This window comes from Actinomadura meyerae, assembly GCF_900188445.1.
Taxonomy (GTDB): domain Bacteria; phylum Actinomycetota; class Actinomycetes; order Streptosporangiales; family Streptosporangiaceae; genus Spirillospora; species Spirillospora meyerae.
Genome location: NZ_FZOR01000021.1, coordinates 35,822 through 52,113 on the forward strand (window position 1 = coordinate 35,822; position 16,292 = coordinate 52,113).

The 16,292-nt window shown below is 70.3% G+C and carries 17 protein-coding genes; 7 read left to right on the forward strand and 10 right to left on the reverse strand.

Annotated features, from left to right (window positions below):
- Positions 1-8 precede the first annotated feature (8 nt).
- Both CHF16_RS40385 and CHF16_RS21490 read left to right on the forward strand, forming a co-directional pair.
- On the forward strand, positions 9-254 hold the full coding sequence (locus CHF16_RS40385) for a BON domain-containing protein (RefSeq protein ID WP_179271632.1): 246 nt from the start codon (positions 9-11) through the stop codon (positions 252-254).
- Entirely contained in the window at positions 251-1,012 is a 762-nt protein-coding gene (locus CHF16_RS21490; protein WP_089327887.1) for a metallophosphoesterase family protein, read from the forward strand. The genes CHF16_RS40385 and CHF16_RS21490 overlap by 4 nt, the downstream gene beginning before the upstream one ends.
- Before the next feature lie 95 nt (positions 1,013-1,107).
- On the opposite strand, the gene CHF16_RS21495 is transcribed toward CHF16_RS21490, so the two are convergent.
- Together CHF16_RS21495 and CHF16_RS21500 are read right to left on the reverse strand one after the other, a co-directional pair.
- A complete protein-coding gene (locus CHF16_RS21495; protein ID WP_089327888.1) occupies positions 1,108-2,130 on the reverse strand; it encodes a DNA topoisomerase IB in 1,023 nt (340 codons plus the stop codon).
- Positions 2,131-2,146: 16 nt separating this feature from the next.
- Entirely contained in the window at positions 2,147-2,995 is an 849-nt protein-coding gene (locus CHF16_RS21500) for an SDR family oxidoreductase (protein WP_089327889.1), read from the reverse strand.
- Between the two features lie 197 nt (positions 2,996-3,192).
- Between CHF16_RS21500 and CHF16_RS21505 the strand changes: the two genes are divergently transcribed.
- From CHF16_RS21505 to CHF16_RS21520, 4 genes are all read left to right on the forward strand, one after another.
- On the forward strand, positions 3,193-3,966 hold the full coding sequence (locus CHF16_RS21505) for an SDR family NAD(P)-dependent oxidoreductase (RefSeq protein WP_089327890.1): 774 nt from the start codon (positions 3,193-3,195) through the stop codon (positions 3,964-3,966).
- An 8-nt stretch (positions 3,967-3,974) separates the two neighbouring features.
- Entirely contained in the window at positions 3,975-4,739 is a 765-nt protein-coding gene (locus CHF16_RS21510) for a crotonase/enoyl-CoA hydratase family protein (RefSeq protein WP_089327891.1), read from the forward strand.
- Positions 4,740-5,077: 338 nt separating this feature from the next.
- Positions 5,078-5,599 (forward strand): L,D-transpeptidase family protein, encoded by a 522-nt coding sequence (locus tag CHF16_RS21515; RefSeq protein WP_089327892.1) that lies wholly within the window; start codon positions 5,078-5,080, stop codon positions 5,597-5,599.
- Between the two features lie 83 nt (positions 5,600-5,682).
- Positions 5,683-6,759, forward strand: coding sequence for a hypothetical protein (locus CHF16_RS21520; protein ID WP_089327893.1), 1,077 nt, complete (start codon positions 5,683-5,685; stop codon positions 6,757-6,759).
- 39 nt (positions 6,760-6,798) lie between these two features.
- On the opposite strand, the gene pstB is transcribed toward CHF16_RS21520, so the two are convergent.
- The 5 genes from pstB to mshD all read right to left on the reverse strand — a co-directional run bounded on the left by pstB (position 6,799) and on the right by mshD (position 11,737).
- Positions 6,799-7,575 (reverse strand): phosphate ABC transporter ATP-binding protein PstB, encoded by a 777-nt coding sequence (gene pstB, locus CHF16_RS21525; RefSeq protein ID WP_089327894.1) that lies wholly within the window; start codon positions 7,573-7,575, stop codon positions 6,799-6,801.
- A 19-nt stretch (positions 7,576-7,594) separates the two neighbouring features.
- Positions 7,595-8,491: a phosphate ABC transporter permease PstA gene (gene pstA / locus CHF16_RS21530; RefSeq protein ID WP_089327895.1), complete on the reverse strand. Its 897-nt coding sequence runs from the start codon at positions 8,489-8,491 to the stop codon at positions 7,595-7,597.
- Positions 8,488-9,465 carry a phosphate ABC transporter permease subunit PstC gene (gene pstC, locus CHF16_RS21535; RefSeq protein WP_089327896.1) on the reverse strand — a complete coding sequence of 326 codons (978 nt, stop codon included), beginning with the start codon at positions 9,463-9,465 and terminating at the stop codon, positions 8,488-8,490. Before pstC ends, pstA begins: the two co-directional genes overlap by 4 nt.
- A gap of 89 nt (positions 9,466-9,554) precedes the next feature.
- Positions 9,555-10,658: a phosphate ABC transporter substrate-binding protein PstS gene (gene pstS / locus CHF16_RS21540; RefSeq protein ID WP_089327897.1), complete on the reverse strand. Its 1,104-nt coding sequence runs from the start codon at positions 10,656-10,658 to the stop codon at positions 9,555-9,557.
- Positions 10,659-10,885: 227 nt separating this feature from the next.
- Positions 10,886-11,737: a mycothiol synthase gene (gene mshD, locus CHF16_RS21545; protein WP_425427504.1), complete on the reverse strand. Its 852-nt coding sequence runs from the start codon at positions 11,735-11,737 to the stop codon at positions 10,886-10,888.
- Positions 11,738-11,864: 127 nt separating this feature from the next.
- Here mshD and CHF16_RS21550 point away from each other — a divergent pair, with 127 nt between their 5' ends.
- Complete coding sequence (locus tag CHF16_RS21550) at positions 11,865-13,550, forward strand: bifunctional metallophosphatase/5'-nucleotidase (protein WP_089327899.1); 1,686 nt, start codon at positions 11,865-11,867, stop codon at positions 13,548-13,550.
- Positions 13,551-13,864: 314 nt separating this feature from the next.
- Here the strand turns inward: CHF16_RS21550 and CHF16_RS21555 are convergent, their stop codons facing one another.
- The 3 genes from CHF16_RS21555 to CHF16_RS21565 all read right to left on the reverse strand — a co-directional run bounded on the left by CHF16_RS21555 (position 13,865) and on the right by CHF16_RS21565 (position 16,183).
- Positions 13,865-15,031, reverse strand: a complete 1,167-nt coding sequence (locus CHF16_RS21555; protein ID WP_089327900.1) for an inorganic phosphate transporter — start codon at positions 15,029-15,031, stop codon at positions 13,865-13,867.
- On the reverse strand, positions 15,028-15,645 hold the full coding sequence (locus CHF16_RS21560; RefSeq protein ID WP_089327901.1) for a DUF47 domain-containing protein: 618 nt from the start codon (positions 15,643-15,645) through the stop codon (positions 15,028-15,030). The genes CHF16_RS21555 and CHF16_RS21560 overlap by 4 nt, the downstream gene beginning before the upstream one ends.
- Positions 15,646-15,991: 346 nt before the next feature.
- Positions 15,992-16,183, reverse strand: coding sequence for a hypothetical protein (locus CHF16_RS21565; RefSeq protein WP_089327902.1), 192 nt, complete (start codon positions 16,181-16,183; stop codon positions 15,992-15,994).
- Between the last annotated feature and the right edge of the window lie 109 nt (positions 16,184-16,292).

A 16,292-nucleotide genomic window follows, 5' to 3' on the forward strand; every position in this document is an offset into this window, starting at 1 on the left:
GGCAGGCCATGGCGGACATGTCGGGTTACCTGGCCGCGCACATCCAGGAGCGGCTCGCCGCGGAGGCGTACGAGCTCGGCATCCGGGTGGACGTCCGCGGCGAGTTCGTGCACCTGCGCGGCGAGGTGGTGAGCGAGGAGCGGCGCCGCGCCGTCGAGGAGGCGGCCCGGGAGGCCGCCGGGGGCCGCCGGATCTGCAACGAGCTGCACGTCGTCGCGGTGCCCGAGCCGGACGGAGAGGAGCAGATCTCATGATCCGTGTCGCCGCCGCGGGGGACCTGCACGTCGGACCGGAGATGGCCGGGGAGTACCGGGCCCGGCTGGCCGCGCTCGCCGACCAGGCGGACGTGTTCCTGGTCGCCGGGGACCTGACCCGGCACGGCACGCCCGAGGAGGGCCGGATCGCCGCCGGCGTGCTGCGCGACCTCGGGCCGCCCGTGGTCGCCGTCCTCGGCAACCACGACTACCACTCTGACGCCGAGGACGAGATCACCGGCGTGCTGCGGGACGCGGGCGTGACCGTCCTCGACGGCGACGGCACCGTCCTGGACTGCGGCGGGACGACCCTCGGCGTCGCGGGCGGCAAGGGGTTCGGCGGCGGGTTCGAGGGCCGCTGCGCCAGCGACTTCGGCGAGCCGGAGATGAAGGCGTTCATCCGGCACACCAAGGACTTCGCCGACCGGCTGCACCTGTCCCTCACGGAGCTGGACGCTGACGTCACGGTCGCCCTCACGCACTACTCGCCGTCCGCGGACACCCTCGAAGGGGAGCCGCTGGAGATCTACCCGTTCCTCGGCAGCTACCTGCTCGGGGAGGCGATCGACGCGGCGGGCGTCGACCTCGCGGTGCACGGCCACGCGCACAAGGGGACGGAGAAGGGCCTCACGTCCGGCGGCATGCGGGTGCGGAACGTGGCGCTGCCGGTGCTGCAGCACGCCTACGCCGTGTACTCGCTGGAGGCGCCGGAGGCCGCGGAAGGCCAGGACGTCCGGGAACGGGTGTCGGCCTGGTGACGTTCGCCTCTACGTGATGGGCCGGTGGGACGGCCGCGAGATCGCGAGGAGGGGAGTGATCCCGCGCCGTCCCGCGGCCCGGCCGGAACCTCAGGTCACCGGGCGGCGCGGAGCAGGTCGAGGACGGCCTGCTCGACCGGGCCCTGCGTCGCCAGCTCGCCCTCCGACGCCTCGACGCCCAGCCGGTCGAGCACGGGCGCGACCGTCTCGCCGTTCTCGTAGCACTCGATGATGCGCGGGTCGATGTAGGAGGCCCGCGCGACGGCGGGAGTGTTGCCGAGGTAGGCGGCGACCTCCTTCACGACCCGGACGATGGCGCGCCTGCGGGCGGTGTCGCCGCCGTCCGCGCGGACCGACACCGCGAGCCCGACCGCGGCGAGGACGGTGGCGTGCCAGGTGCGGAAGTCCTTGGCGGTGAAGTCGCCGGCGGTCACCTCGCGGATGTACTCGTTGATGTCGGACGTGGTGACGTCGTGCCAGCCGTCCCGCGTCCGGTGGGCGAGCAGCTCGGGGTCGCCGCCGGGACGCCGCTTGAGGCCGCTCACGACCTTGCACACGTTCTCCTCCGCGACCGCGCGGTACAGGTCCTTCGAGCCCTTGGCCGGGTACTCGAAGGTCACCTCGCCGCCGCGGCGGCAGGTGACGTGCTCGCGCAGGACGGTCGCGAGCCCGAACGTGCCGTTCTCCGCCGCGTACGACTCCCCGCCGATGCGGAAGAAGCCGAGGTCGATGAGGCGGACGGCGGCGGCCAGCACCCGCTCGCGGGAGTAGCCGCGCCCGGACAGGTGCTCGTCCAGCGTGTGCCGCACCTTGGGCAGCCGTTCGGCCAGCTCCAGGACGTGCTCGTGCTTCTCCTGGTCGCGCTGCTCCCGCCATGCCTCGTGGTAGAGGTACTGGCGCCGTCCGGCCGCGTCGGTGCCCATCGCCTGGATGTGGCCGTCCGGGTCCGGACAGATCCAGACGTCCTTCCAGGCGGGCGGTATGACGAGCGACCTGATGCGTTCCTTCTCAATGGGGTCTTGCAGGGGGCGACCGTCCAGCCCCAGGAATACGAAGCCTTTGCCTGCTCTCCGGCGTCCGTAGCCCGGTTCGCCGGTGTCACTACGTTGCAGCTCCATCAGCGTTGCAGCTCCATCAGCCCGGGTGGATCTCCCCGCCGGCCGGTACGAGCGTCTGCCCGGTGTAGTAGGACGACTGGCGGTTGGAGGCGAAGAACACGTAGGACGGCGCGATCTCATCCGGATCGGCCGCACGCCCCATCGGCGCGTTCTTACCGAAGGACTCCACCCGCTCGGCGTCGAACGTCGCCGGGATCAGCGGCGTCCACACCGGACCGGGCGCGACGCAGTTGACGCGGATCTCGCGGTCCATCAGGTTCTGGGCGAGGCTCGCGGTGAGCGACATGACCGCGCCCTTGCTGGCGGAGTAGTCGATGAGGGTCTTGTTGCCGCGCAGCCCGTTGATGGAGCCGGTGATGATGATGGACGAGCCCGGCCCCATGTGGTCGAGGGCCTCCTGGATCGTCCAGAACACCGAGAACACGTTGACCTCGAACGTGCGGCGGAGCTGCTCGCCGTCGATCTCCCGGACGTCCTTCACCGGCGTCTGCGTGCCGTGGTGCAGCACGAGGACGTCCAGCCCGCCGAGCTGCCGGACGGTGTGCTCGACGACCTCGCGGCACTGCCGCTCCTCCGCCATGTCGCCGCCGAACGTGACGCAGCGCCGCCCGGCGTCCTCGACCAGGCTCGCGGTGTGCCGGGCGTCGTCGTCCTCCTCCAGATAGGTGATCGCGACGTCGGCGCCCTCCTTGGCGAAGGCGACCGCGGTGGCCCGCCCGATCCCCGAGTCGCCGCCGGTGATCAGCGCGCGCCGCCCGCGCAGCTGGTCGCTGCCGAGGTAGTCGCGCATCTCGTCGCGCGGTTCGGGGGCCATCTCCCCCGTCCGGCCGGGGTAGGACTGGCTCTGTGCCGGACGCTCGCTCATGCTCGGTTCCTCCAGGTTTCGACCCCGCCGTCCACAAGACGCGGGTGCCCGGAGCTGCGCGGAGCAAACGCGGGCCCTATTGTAACCCGTGAGTAATAACGCGCTCCGCGATCCGCCGGGGTGTGCGCGGAGCGCGGACGGACGTCTGGATAGCATCACCCCGAACCACATTCGGTCCCTCACGTAAGGTGTCGCTTATGGACCTGAACGGAGTTTCCGCCGTCGTATCCGGTGGCGCGAGCGGCCTCGGTGAGGCCACCGTCCGCGCGCTGGCCGCCGAAGGCGCCAAGGTGGTCGTCGCCGACCTCAACGAGGACAAGGGCAAGGCCCTCGCCGACGAGGTGGGCGGCGTCTTCGTCAAGACCGACGTGTCCAACGAGGAGCAGGTGCAGGCCGCCGTGCAGGCCGCCGTCGACACCGGCGCCCCGCTGCGCGTCATCGTCAACAGCGCCGGGATCGGCTGGGCGTCGCGGACCGTGAACCGCGACGGCACCCCGCACGACCTGGCCTCCTACGAGACCGTCATCCGGGTCAACCTGATCGGCACCTTCAACCTGATGCGGATCGGCGCGGCCGCGATCTCCAAGACCGAGCCCGCCGACGCCGACGGCGCCCGCGGCGTGGTGATCAACACCGCGTCCGTCGCCGGCCTGGAGGGCCAGACCGGGCAGATCGCCTACTCCGCGTCCAAGGGCGGCATCATCGGCATGACGCTGCCGGCGGCGCGCGACCTCGCCGCGATCGGCGTCCGGGTCAACACCATCTGCCCCGGCATCATCGACACCCCGATCTACGGCCAGGGCGAGCAGGCGGAGGCCTTCAAGGCCAAGCTCGCCGCGCCCGTCCCGTTCCCGAAGCGGATGGGCAAGGCGTCGGAGTTCGCGCACCTCGTCAAGGCCCTGATCGAGAACGACTACATGAACGGCGAGACGATCCGCTTCGACGGCGGCATCCGCTTCCAGCCCAAGTGAGGCACTGAATGACCGACGCTGTTCTGACCGAAGAAGACGGCGCCGTCCTCGTAGTCACCATCAACCGCCCGGAGGCCCGCAACGCGGTCAACGGCGAGGTGGCGCGGGGCATCGCGGCGGCCGTCGAGGAGCTGGAGTCCCGCAAGGACCTGTCCATCGGCATCCTCACCGGCGCGGGCGGGACGTTCTGCGCCGGGATGGACCTGAAGGGCTTCCTCACCGGCGACAACCCCGTCGTCGAGGGGCGCGGGTTCGCGGGCCTCACCGAGCGCCCGCCGGCCAAGCCGATGATCGCCGCGATCGAGGGCTACGCCCTGGCCGGCGGCTGCGAGGTCGCGCTGTCCTGCGACATGATCGTCGCGGCCCGGGACGCCCAGTTCGGGCTGCCCGAGCCGAAGCGCGGCCTGGTCGCCGCGGGCGGCGGCCTGCTGCGGCTGCCGCAGCGCATCCCGTACCACATCGCCATGGAGATCGCCCTCACCGGCGACAAGTACCCGGCGGACCGGATGGCCGAGCTCGGGTTCGTCAACCGGCTCGCCGAGCCGGGCGGCGCGCTCGCCGCGGCCAAGGAGCTGGCCCTCAAGGTCGCCGAGAACGCGCCGCTGGCGCTCGCGGCGACCAAGAAGGTCATCGTCGAGTCCGCCGACTGGTCGTCCGAGGAGGCGTGGAAGAAGCAGCAGGAGATCACCCTGCCGGTCTTCACCTCCAAGGACGCCCAGGAGGGCCCGGCGGCGTTCGCCGAGAAGCGCAAGCCGAACTGGAAGGGCGAGTAGCCCTTTCCCTCGGCACGAGACGCCCGGAACCGCACGGTTCCGGGCGTCTTGTCATATGTCTTTTCCTTGATCGATCTGAGAGGCGCGCTCGGGCGTATCCGGAAGGTCGGAGGGGGAGGCGTAGCTTCATGAGGAAGTGTTCAGCCGCCATGAGAATCGCGGCCCTTTCCGCCGCCGCAGGGCTGGTCGCAATGGCCGTCGGCATTCCGCGTGCCTCCGCTCGAGAGAGCCACGTAAGCGATCCGTGCTGGGCTCTCAGCCAGGGGCAGACGCGCTACGAACCGGGCGGAGCCCGGCATGTCGTCTTCGCCGTCGCAGCCGGATACGGGACGACCGAGGTGACCGTCACCGAATGCGTCAGGAAAGGCCGTTTCTGGAAGCAGTTCCTGACCACTCTCGGCCATGTGGGCCGGAACGGCTACGCCGAACCGGGCGCCAAGCGAGAGGGCGACGGGAAGTCGCCGACCGGGTCCTACACCATGACCGAGGCGTTCGGCGAGGGCGACCCGGGAACGTGGCTCCCTTACCGCTCGCTGCGTGCGAGCGGCGACTGCTGGGGCTCGACGATCGGCGACTCGCGCTACAACCGCTACTACCGGGGCGCGTGCCTGCCGGACGACGAGAACCTGTCGCAGCTCATGCAGCGGGGCCCCTACAAGCAGTCCGTGGTGGTCAACTACAACCGGCCGCCGGACTCCCCGATCGTCCACGGGGCCGGCTCGGCGATCTTCATGCACATCGGCTCGGGACCGACCGCGGGCTGCGTCGCGATGGCCCGGCCCGAGCTGGAGTCCATCATGCGGACGCTCCTCCCCGGCGACCGGATCATGATGGGGACGCGCCAGGCGCTGTTCCGCTAGCCGGGGGCGGTGCCCCGCCGGGCGCCGAGTAAGTGATCGCGTACGCTGTCCGGGGCTTGCTGTGATCATGAAAGGGAGCCCCCATGAGACGCACCGCGGCACTGGCGGTCGCCACCGCCCTGGCCTGCGCCGCCGGGACGGTGGCGGCGGCCGCCCCCGCGCACGCCGCCGGCTGGACGGACGTGGCGACCGGAGCGATCGCCTACGACGGATCCCTCGACCGGGTCGACTTCGGCGCCGGGGACGCCGGCTGGGCCGTCGGCGCCGCCGGCAACATCTTCGGCCCGGCGGCGAAGATCGTCCGCTGGACGGGCTCCGGCTGGACCGCCGAGCAGAGCCCGGTCGGCTTCACACCGGTCGACGTGGCCGTCTCCGGCCCGTCCAAGGCGTGGGTCATCGGGTACAGCCTGAGCGGCACGGTCGGCCTGTACTGGAACGGCACCGCGTGGAGCCAGGTCCCGTATCCGCTGGTGGGCATCCCGAACGCCGTGTCCGCGGCCCCCGACGGCACCGCCTACTCGATCGCCGGGCTCAACCAGTTCAACGGCGGCCCGAGCGCGATCCTCCGCTGGACGGGTGACGCGTGGGTCGACCCGCAGGTCCCGCTGCCGCCGTCCTCGTCGATCACGGCGGCGGACGTCCGCGCCGCCGACGACGTGTGGCTCGCCGGCACGACCGCGGAGTCCGGGACGGCCGCGACCGGCATCGTGATGCACTTCGACGGGACGTCCTGGGAGCGGATCGACGTCCCCGGCTCGCTCGGCGCCCTCGGCTTCCAGGGCACCCTGTACCGCATCGTCGCCGACTCCCCGACGAACGTCTACGTGCTGCGCGTCCGGCAGAACGCGCAGATCACGAACGCGGTCCAGCACTACGACGGCACGTCCTGGACGACCTCCGACATCCCGCTGGGCGCGACCGGCCTCGGGATGTCGTCCGACGGGCGGGGCGGCGTGGTCGTGCTGCCGGTCACGACCGGCACCAGGACCCGGTACCTGCACTTCGACGGCTCGTCCTGGACGGCCCTGGAGGGCCCGGCGCGCACCGGCACCGTCCAGGCGTCCGACGCCGACGCCCGCCCCGGGACGTCCACCGTCGTGAGCACGGGCACCGCGACCGAGCCCGCGAAGAAGACGCCGTTCATCGAGCAGTCCGGCTGAGCCGGCCGCCCGTCCCGCCGCCCCGGCGGGACGGGCGGGTCAGCCGAAGCGGCCGGTGATGTAGTCCTCGGTGGCCTTCTCCTCCGGGTTCGCGAAGATCTTGCTGGTGTCGTCGATCTCGATGAGCCTGCCCGGCTTGCCGGTCCCGGCGATGTTGAAGAACGCCGTCCGGTCGCTGACCCGCGCCGCCTGCTGCATGTTGTGGGTGACGATCACGATCGTGTACTGGGTCTTCAGCTTGTCGATCAGGTCCTCGATCGCGAGCGTGGAGATCGGGTCGAGCGCGGAGCACGGCTCGTCCATCAGCAGCACCTGCGGCCGGACGGCGATCGCGCGGGCGATGCACAGCCGCTGCTGCTGCCCGCCGGACAGGCCCGCGCCGGGCTTGCCGAGCCGGTCCTTCACCTCGTTCCACAGGTTGGCGCCGCGCAGCGACTCCTCGACGATCTCGTCCAGCCGGGACTTGCGCCGCACGCCGTTCAGCTTGAGCCCGGCGGCGACGTTGTCGTAGATCGACATGGTGGGGAACGGGTTGGGCCGCTGGAACACCATGCCGACGACGCGGCGCACCGCGACGGGGTCCACGGACGGGTCGTAGAGGTCCTCGTCGTCCAGCATGACCTTGCCCTCGACGCGCGCGCCCGGGATGACCTCGTGCATCCGGTTCAGCGTGCGCAGGAAGGTGGACTTGCCGCAGCCCGACGGCCCGATGAACGCGGTCACCGAGCGCGGCTCGATCGTCATCGAGATGTCCTCGATGGCGTGGACGCCGCCGTAGTAGGCGTGGAGCCCGGAGACGTCGATCCGCTTGGCCATGGGTCTTCCTTTCGGGGGGTCAGCGGCCGGCGGGCGCGGCGCGCCGGGCGACGAGCCGGGCGACCAGGTTGAGCAGCATGATGATCCCGATCAGCACGAGCGCGCCCGTCCAGGCCCGGTCGATCGAGTGCTGGTTCGGGTCCGCGGCCTGCTCCCAGATGAAGGTGGGCAGCGACGCCTGCGGACCGGTGAACGGATCGTTGTTGATCGCCTTGGTGAAGAAGATCGTGAGCAGCAGCGGCGCGGTCTCGCCCATCACGCGGGCGACGGCCAGCATCACGCCGGTGACGATCCCCGTCAGCGCCGTCGGCAGCACGACGAAGCAGATCGTCCGCCAGCGCGGCACGCCCAGCGCGTAGGACGCCTCGCGCAGGTCGTTCGGGACGAGCTTCAGCATCTCCTCCGCGGCGCGCACCACCGTCGGGATCATCAGGATCGTCAGCGACAGCGCCCCGGCGAAGCCGGAGAAGCCGAACCCCATCGTGAGCAGCCACAGTGCCAGCACGAACAGGCCGGCGACGATCGACGGGATGCCCGTCATCACGTCCACGGTGAAGCTGATCAGCCTGCCGAGCCGGCCGCCGCCGGCGTACTCGACCAGGTAGATCGCGGTCAGCAGGGCGAGCGGCACGGCGATCACGGTGGTGATCGCGACCTGCTCCAGGGTGCCGATGATGGCGTGGTAGGCGCCGCCGCCGGGGTCGCTGCCGCTGACCGCGTTCATCGAGAACTGGAAGAACGTGGGGTCGAGCCGCTCGGCGCCGTTGACGGCGACCGTCCACAGCACCGAGACCAGCGGGACGACCGCGAGCGCGAACGCCAGATAGACCAGCCCCTGGACGAGCCGGTCCTTGATCTTGCGTCCCGCCGACACCGAGGTGAGGCTCACGCTCTCGGGGGTGGAGGCGCTGGTCACGCGAACTCCTTCCGCCGCGCGACGACCGCGCGGGCGGCCATGTTGACGACCAGGGTGATCACGAACAGCACCAGGCCGGAGGCGATCAGCGCGCCGCGCCCGGTGACCGATGCCTCGGCGAAGCTGTTGGCGATGTTCGCGGCGAAGGTCGCGCCGCCGTTCTCCAGGATGCGCCAGTTGATCCCGGGCACGAACGTCAGCACCATCGCGACGGCGATCGTCTCGCCCATCGCGCGGCCGAGGCCGAGCATCGAGGCGCCGATCATGCCGGACCGCCCGTACGGCAGCACCGCCATCCGGATCATCTCCCAGCGGGTCGCGCCGATCGCCAGCGCCGCCTCCACGTTGGCCCGCGGGACCTGCAGGAACACCTCCCGGGAGATGGACGAGATGATCGGCAGGATCATGATCGCCAGCACCACCGAGGCGGTGAAGATCGAGTTCTTGCCGGGGCTGTCCCCGCCGAACAGCGGGATCCAGCCCAGCGCCCCGTTGAGGAAGGCGCTGATCCCCTCCATGTGCCGGGACAGGAACGCGAGGCCCCACAGCCCGTACACGATGCTGGGGACGGCCGCGAGCAGGTCGACGACGTAGCCGAGCCCGGACGCCAGCCGCCGCGGCGAGTAGAACGAGATGAACAGCGCGATCCCGATCGCGACCGGCGTCGCCATCAGCATCGCGAGCAGCGACGAGACCAGCGTGCCGAACGCCAGCTGCGCGATGCCGAACTCCGGCGGCGTCGCGTTCGGGTTCCACTCCTCGGCGGTGAGGAAGTTCGCCTCGTTGTCCCGCAGGGCCGGGACCGCCTTCCAGACGAGGAAGGCGGCGATCGCGGCGACGATCGCCAGCACGGCGATGCCGGAGCCGCGGGCGGCCCCGGCGAAGACCTTGTCTCCGGCCCGTCCGGTGCCCATCGGGGCGGCGGTGCGGGCCGGGGTGCCGGCGCGCGCCTCGACGCCGGTCTCGGTGGTCATGGGGAAACCTCCTTGGATGACGTCGCGACCCACGCCGGCCCCGTCGCCGAGGTCGTCGGCGGCGGGGCTGCGGGTGCCGTCGTGCTGGGTCAGGACAGGGCCTTCACGGACGTCTGGACCTTGGTGAGCACGCTCTGCGGCAGCGGGGCGTACCCGAGGCCGGTGAGGATCTTCTGGCCGTCGGCGCTGGAGGTGTAGGTGAGGAAGGACTTGACGAACCCGGCCTGCTCGGCGGGCAGCCCCTTCTCGCACGCGATCTCGTAGGTGACCAGGACGATCGGGTACGCACCCGGCTCCTCGGTCGCGTAGTCGATCTCCAGCGCGACGTCGTTGCCGGTGCCGGTGACCTTCGCCCCGGCGACGGCCTTGGACGCGCTCTCCGGCGACAGCTCGGTGTACTCACCGGCGCCGTTCTTCACATGCGCGGTCTGGAGCTTGTTGTTCTCCGCGTACGACATCTCCACGTAGGAGATGGCGCCCTCGGTGTTCTTCACCTGGCCGGTGACGCCGTCGGACTTGGCCGCGCCCTGGCCCGTGGAGTTCGGCCACTTCTTGGCCTTCTCCCACGTCCAGACCTTCGGGACGACCGTGTGCAGGTAGTTCGTGAAGTTGTCCGTCGTGCCGGACTCGTCCGAGCGGTAGATCGGCTTGATCTCCGCGTCGGGCAGCTTCGCGCCCGCGTTCTCCCCGGCGATCGCCGGATCGTTCCACTTCTTGATCTTTCCGGAGAAGATCTTGGCGATGTTCTCGGGCGACAGCTTCAGCCCGTCCACGCCCTGCATGTTGTAGACGACCGCGACCGGGCCGACGACCATCGGCAGGTTCAGCGCGGCCCCGCCCTGGCAGCGCTCCCGCGCGGCCGCGGCCTCCTCGGGCTTGAGCGCCGAGTCGGAACCGGCGAACGCCACCTGCCCGCTGGTGAACGCCTGGATGCCGGCGCCCGACCCGCTCGGGTTGTAGTTCAGGTTGGCGCCCGCGCACTTGCTCGCGTAGAGCTTCGTCCACTCCTCGATCGCGTTCTTCTGCGCGCTCGACCCCGCCGCGTTGACGCTGGCCTTGGCGCAGTCGATGTCGCCGGCCGGGGCGCTGCTCGAGCTCGCCGTGACGTTGTTGTCGCTCCCGCATGCGGACAGGGCCAGCACGCCCGCGACGACCGCACCGCCCAGGGCGGCGAGCCGGGAACCGTTCTTCACCGGGGGGTCTCCTCTTGGATTTCGCCGTTCGCACCGCGACGGACCGTGGGGTTCGCCGTCGAATGCGACGCTAAGCAGGCGAGGTGACCAGCCGCCCGGATCCAGGTGAACGGCGGATGAACGTGGGCGCGCGTGATCGCGAAGAATGTCCCGATTTGGGATGGACGCCGGGTTAACGGCGCAGCTCAACCGGCCAAAAACCGGGTCGAGACCCGGTCAACCGGGTTTCAGGCGTACATGACGTCGACGGCGTACCGGGTGAACCCCAGCGACTCGTACAGGCGGACGGCCGCGACGTTCGACTCGTCCACGTACAGCATGATCTGCTCCATCCCGGTGGAGCGCAGATGGTGCAGGCCCACCAGGGTCAGCGAGCGTCCGAGCCCGAGACCCTGCGCGTCGGGGTCGACGCCCACGACATAGACCTCACCGATCTTGCCGGGATGCACCTTCGTCCAGTGGAACCCGACGAGCCGCCCATCCCGCTCGGCGAGGAAGAACCCGGCGGGGTCGAACCACTCCTCGGCCTCGCGCGCGCGGACGTCGTCCATGGTCCAGGCGCCCTGCTCGGGGTGGTCGGCGAAGGCGCGCGCGTTCACGTCGAGCCACGCCTGCTCGTCCCGTCCGGGCTCGAAGGAGCGGACGCTCACCCCTTCGGCGACGTGCGCCTCCGGCAGCGGGTCGGACGCCGGCCGCCGCATCTGGAACAGCGCACGGACCCGCTCCATCCCCTCCGAAGACGCCAGAGCGGCGGCCGCCGGAAGATCACCATGGGCCCACACCCGCAAAGACCCGCCGGCCTCCTGACGCAGCGCCCGCAGCAGCGAACGCCCGTGCCCCCTGCGCCGATGCTCCGGATGGACGACGATCTCACCCGCCGCGGGCTCGTCCTCAGTCGCAGCGTCGAAGTGGGCATACGCCACAACAGCCCCGCCATCGACGATGGCCGGGCCGGGCCGCCCACCCCGGAGCGCCAGCAGGGCATGCTCCGACAGCGGCCCCACGCCGTCGACCTGTGCCGCCGCTTCCGCCAGCGCCAGCGCCTGCGCGATCCCGGCCTCGTCCAGCGTTCCCCGCAGCTCACCCACGCCGCCACCCTACGCGCCGGGACGCCCCAGAAGATCGTCCGGGGCCCTGATCGATTTGTCACAAAAACGTCATCCCACCGCCGGGATCCGTATGCCGGGCGAACCTACCGTCCACAGAATGACTCGACGACGCACCATCCTGGCCTGCGCCGCGGCGGGGCTGACGGTCGTGGGACTGGCCGCGCAACCCGCCGCCGCCCGTCCCGCGCCGACCGCGTCCGTACGGCTGCTCGCGCTCAACGACTTCCACGGGAACCTGGAGCCGCCGTCCGGAAGCTCCGGCAACGCCATCGACGAGAACGGCGACACCGTCCTCGCGGGCGGCGCCGCCTACATCGCGACGCACCTGAAGCAGCTGCGGAACCGCGACACCCTCACCGTCGCCCAGGGCGACCTGATCGGCGCCTCCCCGCTGATCTCCGCCGCGTACCACGACGAGCCGTCGGTGCAGTTCCTCGGGAACGTCGGCGTCACGGCGTCGGCGGTCGGGAACCACGAGTTCGACGAGGGCTACCAGGAGCTGCTGCGCATCCAGAACGGCGGCTGCCACCCCGTGGACGGCTGCTCGCCCGAAGGCACCTGGCGCGGCGCGAAGTTCGACTACCTCGCCGCGAACGTGCTGAAGAAGCAGGGCCACCACCAGCGGCCCGCGATGAAGCCGTGGACGATCCGCCGCATCAACGGCGTCCGGGTCGGCTTCATCGGGCTCGTCACCAAGACCACCCCGAGCATCGTCACCGCCGAGGGCATCAAGGGCCTGACGTTCGACGACGAGGTCGCCGCCGCGAACCGCGCCGCCCGCGAGCTGAAGCGCCGCAACGTCCGCGCGATGGTGGTGCTCGTCCACGAGGGCGACCAGGTGAAGGCCGGCAGCCGCCCCGACGAGTGCGGCATCGTGCCCGGCGCCGGCTCCCGCATCGCGCAGCAGGCCGATCCCGAGATCGACATGGTCCTGTCGGGCCACACCCACCAGCAGTACGTCTGCTCGGTGAAGGACCCCGCCGGCCGGCCGCGCCTGTTCTCCTCCGGCTCCTCCTTCGGCCGCGTGCTCACCGAGGTGAACCTCAAGGTGGACCGGCGCACCGGCGACGTCGTCCGCTCCTCCGTGCGGGCGGACAACCACGTCGTCACCCGCGACGTCGCCCCGGACCCGGCGACGAAGAAGTTCGTCCAGACCTGGAAGGACCGCGTCTCCGTCATCGCCGACAAGCCCATCGGCAGGATCACCGCGGATCTGACCCGCACCCCGTCCCCGTCCGGCGAGACCGCGCTCGGCGACGTCATCGCCGACGCCCAGCTCGCCGGCACCAAGGACCTCGGCGCCCAGGTGGCGCTGATGAACCCGGGCGGCGTCCGCACCGACCTCACCTACGCCGCGAGCGGCTCCGAGGGCGACGGCGTCGTCACCTACGGCGAGGCGTTCGCCGTCCAGCCGTTCAGCAACGTGATGGGCGTGACGTCCCTGACGGGCGCGCAGCTGGACGCCCTCCTCGAACAGCAGTGGACGTCCGCGGGCGAGAAGATCCTCCAGCCGTCGGCGAACCTGAACTTCACCATCGACCGCTCGAAGCCGGTGGGCGACCGCGTCTCCGCCATCACCATCGACGGCACCCCGGTCGACCCGTCCACCACCTACAAGGTCGCGGCGAACAACTTCCTCCTGGGCGGCGGCGACGGCTTCACCGTCTTCACCGAAGGCCAGGACCAGGTACTGGGCGCCATAGACCTGGACACCTTCGTCGCCTACTTCAACGCCCAGGGCACCATCACACCCCCACCCCTGACCCGAATCAAAGGCCAGTAGAAAAACACAAGAGCAAACCAAACGTGGCCCGGGGCAAACCCCCGGGCCACACCCACCTCACGACCAGAAACGTTCACCAACGACCTCAACCACAGGAAACCCTGCCCAACGACCCCAGGTTGCGCCACGGGTCGGGCGGCCGGAGGGCGCTCTAGCGCCCGGAGGCCGCCCGACCCGCCGAGCCGGGCGACCGCAGCGACACGCCACAAACCCGCACGGTCACAGAAACCGAAACCGTGGCGTGAGGATCGACCGGCTCGCAACGGGGGTTCCAGGGGGTCGCCCCCCTGGGTGGACACAGCCCCCCCAAGAGATCACGCCCCGAAGAAGTGGACGACGTAGTAGACGATCGCGGCGACGAGTGCGGCCGCGGGCATGGTGAGGACCCAGGCGACGAGGATGTTGCCGGCGACGCCCCAGCGGACGGCGGAGAGGCGTTTGGTGGCGCCCGCCCCCATGATCGCTGAGGTGATCGTGTGGGTGGTGGAGATTGGAGCGTGCCAGATGAACGCGGTGGTGTAGAGGACGACGGACGCGGTCGCTTCGGCGGCGAAGCCCTTGGGCGGGTCGACTTCGATGACCTTGCGGCCGAGTGTCCGCATGATGCGCCAGCCGCCCGCGTAGGTTCCGGCGGACAGGGCGCCGGCGCAGACGATGACCACCCACCAGGGGACGGTGCTGCCGTCGGCGTGGCCGGTGGTGACGAGCGCGAGGACGATGATGCCCATGGTCTTCTGCGCGTCCTGGAGGCCGTGCCCGAGCGCGAGGGACGAGGCGGACATGGTCTGCGCGATGCGGAAGCGGCGGCCGACGCGGCTGGGGTTGGCCCGCCGGAAGATCCACAGGATGGCGACCATGCCGAGGTAGGCGAGGCAGAACCCGACGACCGGTGAGACGACCATCGGGACGGCGACCTTCTCGACGACGGTGTGCCAGTTGACGTCGGACAGGGAGGCGAGTCCGGCGCCGACCACGCCGCCGATGAGGGCGTGGGAGGACGACGACGGCAGCCCGAAGTACCAGGTGATGAGGTTCCAGGTGATGGCGCCGAGGACGCCGGCGGCGACGACGGTGAGGCCGTGCAGCCCGTCGGGGGGTGTGATGACCTCGCTGACGGTCTTGGCGACGCCGACGCCGAGGAGGGCGCCGATCATGTTCATGGCGGCGGCCATGCCGAGCGCGACGCGGGGGGTCAGCGCGCGGGTGGAGACGGCGGTGGCGATGGCGTTGGCGGCGTCGTGGAAGCCGTTGGTGTAGTCGAAGACGAGCGCGACGACCACGACGAGGACGAGGACGGCCATCTGCGCGTCGGACCGGAGCCCGAGCGCGCCGCCGATCATGACGATGAGGATGCCGGCCAGCAGGAGCAGCCAGGCCCGTCCGGTGACCCGGCGGGTGGCCTGCTCTCCGAGGGAGGCGGGGTCGTCCTCCGCGGCCGGCTCCCGGGTGGCGGTCACGCCGGGATCCTTGGCCGTGCTCATGATTCCTTGACCGCGATGGTCTCGACCGTGTTCGCGACCTGCTCGAACGCGTCGGCGGCGTCTTCCAGCCGGTCGATGACCTGCTTCAGCTTGAGCACCGTGAGCGTGTCGTACTCGCCGCTGAAGAGCTGTGCCAGCAGCTTGCGGTAGACCTGGTCGCCCTGGTTCTCGAGCCGGTTGATCTCGATCCAGTACTCGTTGAGCTCTTTCATCGAGCGCAGCCGCGGCATGGCCTCGGCGGTGAGCTCGGCGGCCCGCTCCAGGACCTCCACCATGTTGACGATGCCCTTGGGGAACTCGTCGATCTTGTAGAGCACGACGAGGTCGGCGGCCTCCTCCATCTCGTCCATGACGTCGTCGATGGACGAGGCGAGCTGGTAGATGTCCTCGCGGTCGAACGGCGTGATGAACGTTTCGTTCAGCCGGCGCATGATCGCGTGGGTGCATTCGTCGCCCGCATGCTCGCAGGCGCGCATCTTCTCCGCGATCGCCGCCCGGTCGGCGCCGTCGCTGATGAGTTCCACGAGGAGCCTGGCGCCGGTGACCAGGTTGTTCGCCGAGTCGGTGAACATGTCGTAGAAGCTGTCCTCACGCGGCGTGAGACGCAAGCGCACGTCGTTCTCCTGATGTGCTGGAACAGTCCGCAGAGGATCGTAGGCGCTACCCGCCGTAAAAAGAACCTTTGCCCCAGCTTCGGCTGGTGTCGCCCATCCTCTCACCTACAAGATTGCCCTAGATCGGCAGGTGCATACCCGTGAGGGTGGGCCCTAACTGGAGGAACGCCCCCCGTTTGGGGGTCTCTCGGGCGACCCGGCGAACCCGGTCGAGACCGGCAAAAGTGAGATTCCTTACATTAACCCTGCGTGACCTGCGGCGTTCCGACGGTGACAATGTCCGAAATGACGAACCGGGGACGCCCCGAATCGCGGCGTCCCCGGACCTAGCGAGCCCGTGACTGTTCTAGTCCTGCGGCGTAAGCTCGCGACGACCGGCTTCGTCGGACCGTACTCCGAGCACCATGTCGATTTCCGCGATGGTCAGCGGCCGTTCCGCCGCCGCCACCGCGCTGAGCATCTCGGCATAGAGTTCGATCTCGTCCAGCGCAACACGGTCGTGGACGCGCAGATCAAGGTTCTGGCGCACCGCGTCCACCTCCCGTTCGTTCCCCACACCCGAGTCGAGGCTACGCGTACCGCCCCGACCGGCACATGACCCAAGAGGGCCATTCGCGGGCCACCTTCCCGACTGGTCTTCCCGGGTG